The sequence below is a fragment of the Terrisporobacter sp. genome, assembly GCF_017888745.1.
Classification (GTDB): Bacteria; Bacillota; Clostridia; order Peptostreptococcales; family Peptostreptococcaceae; genus Terrisporobacter.
This window is the reverse complement of sequence record NZ_JAGHFM010000091.1, coordinates 1-5,131: the sequence shown is the minus strand read 5'-3', so window position 1 is coordinate 5,131 and position 5,131 is coordinate 1. Positions and strand designations below refer to the sequence as shown.

The following is a 5,131-nucleotide window of genomic DNA, read 5'->3' as shown; positions in this document are numbered from 1 at the left end:
TAGACAAAACTGTTACGATGATGCTCAAAAAGGAATAATAGAATCTATAAAAAATAATAAATCAATGCTAAACGGATTTCCTGCTGTAAATCATGGTGTTGAAAGCTGTAGAAGACTTATAAAATCTTTAGATATCCCACTTCAAGTTAGGCATGGTACTCCTGATGCAAGACTTTTAAGTGAAATTACTTATGCAGGAGGATTTACTAGCTTTGAGGGAGGAGGCATTTCATATAATATACCTTATGCTAAAAATGTAAGTTTAGAAAAAACTATAATAGATTGGCAGTATGTTGATAGATTAACAGGCATTTATGAAGAAGAAGGAATAAGTATAAATCGTGAGCCATACGGTCCATTAACAGGTACTTTAGTACCTCCTTGTATTTCTCATGCTGTAGCTATAATAGAAAGTTTGCTTGCAGCTGAACAAGGCGTTAAAAATATTTCTGTAGGATATGGTCAATGTGGGAATTTAGTTCAAGATGTGGCTGCTATTCGTGTATTAGATGAACTTACAAATGAATATTTAATTAAAAATAATCATGATGATGCATTTGTAACTACTGTATTACACCAATGGATGGGAAGTTTCCCACAAGATGAACCTAAAGCCTTTGGAGTCATATCTTGGGGAAGTGTAGTAGCTGCATTATCAAAAGCTACAAAAGTAATAGTGAAAACGCCTCACGAGGCTATAGGTGTACCTACAATGGAAGCTAATGCACAAGGTTTGAAAGCAACAAAACAAGTTTTATCTATGTTAAAAGATCAAGAATTAAACACAAAAGAAATTGAAGATGAAAAATATATAATAGCTGCAGAAACTCGTGCCATAGTTGATAAATGTTTTGAAGTAGGTGAAGGTGATATAGCTGTTGGAACTATACGTGCTTTTAAATCAGGAATAGTTGATATTCCATTTGCTCCTTCTATTCACACACAAGGTAAAGTACTACCAGCTCGTGATAATAATGGAGCAATTCGTATTTTAAATCCTGGAAACCTTCCATTTAGTAAAGAACTTTTAGATTTTAATAAAAATAAAATAGAAGAGCGCGCAAAGTATGAAAAAAGAGAAAAATCTTTCCAAATGGTTATAGATGATGTTTATGCAATAAGTAAGGGAACACTTATTGGTCGTCCAAGAAGATAATTTAAATAAAAATATAGGGGGCTTTAATATGAAAATTGTTGATGTTATTTGTTCATTAGGTCGTACAGGATTTTATTTTGATGATCAACGAGCTATAAAAAAAGGTGCAGTGAGTGATGGTGCTACTTATATAGGAGAACCTGTTACAGAAGGATTTACAAGTGTAAGACAATCTGGAGAATCAATCTCAGTTATGATTGTTTTAGAAGACAAGCAAATTGCTTTTGGAGATTGTGCAGCAGTGCAATACAGTGGAGCAGGGGGACGTGATCCATTATTTTTAGCTGATGATTTTATTCCCATTATATATAAATATGTAAAGCCTGTATTAATAGGTAAAGAGGCTGATAGTTTTAAACAGTTATGTGAGTTAATAGAAGATATTAGAGTAAATAATAAAAAACTTCATACAGCCATTCGTTATGGAGTTACACAAGCTATACTAGATGCAGTTGCAAAATCAAATCATATTTTGATGTGTGATGTTATAGCAAAAGAGTATTCTACTAATGTTTCGGGTAAAATTATTCCAATATTTACGCAATCAGGAGATGCTCGCTATGAAAATGCAGACAAAATGATTATAAAGAAAGCACAAGTAATGCCTCATGCTTTAATAAATAATGTACAAGAAAAGCTAGGGTATGATGGAGAAATACTAAAAGAATATGTTGAATGGCTTAGAAATAGAATTATAAAAATAAGAAATAATGATAACTACTCACCTGTAATTCATATAGATGTTTATGGAACTTTAGGAACTATTTTTGGAAATGATAACTATGAAGGGATAGTAGAATATCTAGATGAATTAGAAAAAGTAGCATCACCTTTTAAGCTTAGAATTGAAGGTCCTGTTGATGTGGAAGATAGAGAAAAACAAATGTTAGCTTTGAAAGAAATAACTAAATTAATAGATGATAAAGGTATAAATGTTGATATAGTGGCAGATGAGTGGTGTGATACTTTAGAAGATATAAAATATTTTGCAGATAATAAAGCTGGTCATATGGTACAAATAAAAACACCTGATTTAGGTGGTATAAATAATATTGTAGAAGCGGTTCTATATTGCAAAAATAAAAATATAGGTGCTTATCAAGGTGGAACTTGTAATGAAACAGATCGTTCTGCACAAATTTGTGCTCATATTGCTATGGCGACTAAACCTGATCAAATATTAGCAAAACCTGGTATGGGTGTTGATGAAGGTTATATGATAGTTTTTAATGAAATGCAAAGAATTTTATCTTTGGAAAGTATTTTTAATAAATAATTAGGGGAGATGGTATAAGTGAAAGAAGAATATAGAATTTTATCTACTACTGCTATTTTAGGATATGGTTTCCCTGAAGATTCTTTTAAAGAGGGATTAAAGAGAAAACCTCATGTTATTGCTGTTGATGCGGGATCAACTGATCCAGGTCCTTATTATTTAGGAGCAGGAGTTTCTTTTACCGATAGAGATGCAGTAAAAAGGGATTTAGAGATTATGATAAGCTCTGGTATTGAAAATAATATTCCTGTAATAATAGGAACTGCTGGAGGCAGTGGAGCCGAGGTACATTTAAATTGGTGCAAAGAGATTATTGATGAGATAGCTAAAGAAAAAAATTTAAATTTTAAGTTGGCATTAATTCATTCAGAATTTTCAAAAGATGATATAAAAGAAGCTTTAAAAAATAATAAAATTAAATCATTAGAGCCTGCTCCACCGTTAACAGAAGAAGACATAGATAAAACTACTAGAATAGTTGGCCAAATGGGAATAGAACCATTTATAAAATCACTAGAAGAAAAGGCTCAAGTTATTCTTGCAGGACGAACTTATGACCCATCAGTGTTTGCGGCACCTGCAATTTATAATGGATATGACAAAGGTTTAGCTATTCATCTTGGCAAAATATTAGAATGTGCATCAATTTGTGCTACACCAGGTAGTGGATCTGACTGCATGTTTGGATATCTTGGAGAAGATTATTTTAGATTAGAGCCACTTAATCCTATAAGAAAATGTACTACAGTTTCCGTAGCAGCACACACTTTATATGAAAAAACAAATCCATATATTCTTCCAGGACCAGGTGGTCATTTAGACTTAAGAAATTGTAAATTTGAACAGGAAAGTGATAATATTGTAAAAGTTCATGGAAGTAGGTTTGTAGAATCTGATAACTATACTATAAAATTAGAAGGAGCAAAAAGAATAGGATATAGAACTGTATCTATAGCAGGAGCAAGAGATCCTATTATGATTGAAAAAATAGATGAAATCATTGAAGGAGTAAAAGAAAGAGTAAAAGATAACTTTAAATCAAAGGATATAAACTATTATTTAAATTTCAATATATATGGTAAAAATGGAGTAATGGGAGATATAGAACCAACTCCAACAACAAATAATTGCCACGAAATAGGGGTTATAATAGAAGCTGTGGCTGATACTCAAAAAGAAGCAGATACAATTTGTGCTTTTGCTCGTTCTTCTATGCTTCATTTTGGATATGAAGGAAGAAAGGCAACAGCAGGAAATTTAGCTTTTCCTTACTCACCTAGTGATTTCCATGCAGGAGAAGTATATAATTTCAGTATCTATCATCTAATGGAAGTTGATAATTTAGAAAGCTTATTTACCATTGATTATTTAAATATATAGGAGGGGATATTTTGACTAAATTAACTGATATTACAAATATTATAAGAAGTAAAAATTCAGGTCCATATGAGCTTACAATGGATATTATGTTCAAAACTAATGATGACTTTAAAATAGCTTGTAGTAAAAAAATAATAAATGAAGATTTAATCTCTAAATTATATAAGATAAATAAAGAAAACATTATAAATATAGTAGAATTTGAACCAGCAAATGCTATTAAAATCACAATAAAAAGACCAATATGTTCTGGTGACTTAGGAGAAACAGATGTTTATGGAGCTCAACAACATGCACCTCTTTTATCTATAGAATTTTAAATATACTCTTGAAAATAAAACTAACCCTATGTAGACTATTAATATAAAAATTATTAGTTATTTAAGGAAGGTTAAAGTGAGAGAGTTAATTATAGTAATTGAAAATGATATAAAAAGATGCAAAAAAATGATGTCAAGCAAAGATTTATTAGAACTTGCCATTGTAATTGAAGAAGTTATTGACAAAAATAAGGATAAAGTTAAAAGTCTAGAAAATTTAAAAAAAGATAATGTTTGGAAATATAGTAAAAAAGATTTAGATAATTTGATTGAGAATCTGGAACATTTTTATAATAATTTAGTAAATCAATATAATGATAGTATAATAAAAAAAGAACTTAAAAATAAAGAAAGTAGAATCAAAAAATTAAACGAAGATATTAAAAATGATTTGTACTTAGATAGAGAGCATAAAAATGAACTATTAGATATAATAGATAATTTGAACATAATTTATAATGAAAATTTACCCAAAGATTATAAATGGTTAAAGGTCAAAGAGTATATTAATTACTTGAGCAAGTGTGATTACAACTTAGGAAAATACATTATAGAAGGCATTAATATTATTTTGTAATTATTTTAAGTACTATATTATTTATATGTTTTGTAATAATATATACTGATATTTAATAATAAAATAAAATCCCCCTTAATATATTATATGAGGAAAATATATTAAGGTGGATTTTATGAATTATTTAATGATTTAGATAATATAAAAATTCCAACACTAATACTACATGGTACTCATGATAAGGTATGTCCTTTTGAGTTTGAACAATATATGAATGATGAAATACAAAATTCAATATTAGTACCTTTATGTGAAAGTGGCCATGGTTTATTTGCTGAATAAATAAACAAAGTAAATAAATCTATTCTAGATTTTATTAATAATTAGAAAACTAAAAATTATACAAAATATAAAGAAAGTGTGTTACCATTATTGTATAGGCTGACCCCAAAGTATAACTGAGGGGAAAGAAATTAGTATTT

6 protein-coding genes are annotated in these 5,131 nt (G+C 29.3%); all 6 read left to right on the top strand.

Translation table 11 applies throughout. From position 1 onward, the window contains the following. The coding region (locus J7G74_RS04705) for a methylaspartate mutase subunit E (RefSeq protein ID WP_297132481.1) at positions 1–1,156 on the top strand (1,156 nt) is incomplete at its 5' end. Between the two features lie 28 nt (positions 1,157–1,184). Then, positions 1,185–2,432, top strand: a complete 1,248-nt coding sequence (locus tag J7G74_RS04700; protein WP_297132478.1) for a methylaspartate ammonia-lyase — start codon at positions 1,185–1,187, stop codon at positions 2,430–2,432. An 18-nt stretch (positions 2,433–2,450) separates the two neighbouring features. Continuing rightward, on the top strand, positions 2,451–3,812 hold the full coding sequence (locus tag J7G74_RS04695; protein ID WP_297132475.1) for an acyclic terpene utilization AtuA family protein: 1,362 nt from the start codon (positions 2,451–2,453) through the stop codon (positions 3,810–3,812). Between the two features lie 11 nt (positions 3,813–3,823). Next, positions 3,824–4,132 (top strand): DUF4387 domain-containing protein, encoded by a 309-nt coding sequence (locus tag J7G74_RS04690; protein ID WP_297132473.1) that lies wholly within the window; start codon positions 3,824–3,826, stop codon positions 4,130–4,132. Positions 4,133–4,208: 76 nt separating this feature from the next. Next, a complete protein-coding gene (locus tag J7G74_RS04685) occupies positions 4,209–4,709 on the top strand; it encodes a hypothetical protein (RefSeq protein WP_297132471.1) in 501 nt (166 codons plus the stop codon). Positions 4,710–4,850: 141 nt separating this feature from the next. After that, complete coding sequence (locus J7G74_RS16890) at positions 4,851–4,991, top strand: alpha/beta fold hydrolase (protein ID WP_443081639.1); 141 nt, start codon at positions 4,851–4,853, stop codon at positions 4,989–4,991. Positions 4,992–5,131: the final 140 nt, after the last annotated feature.

Excerpts from the sequence above, each read along its gene's own strand:
- J7G74_RS04700 (WP_297132478.1), top strand. The coding sequence starts at position 1,185 with ATGAAAATTGTTGATGTTATTTGTTCATTAGGTCGTACAGGATTTTAT.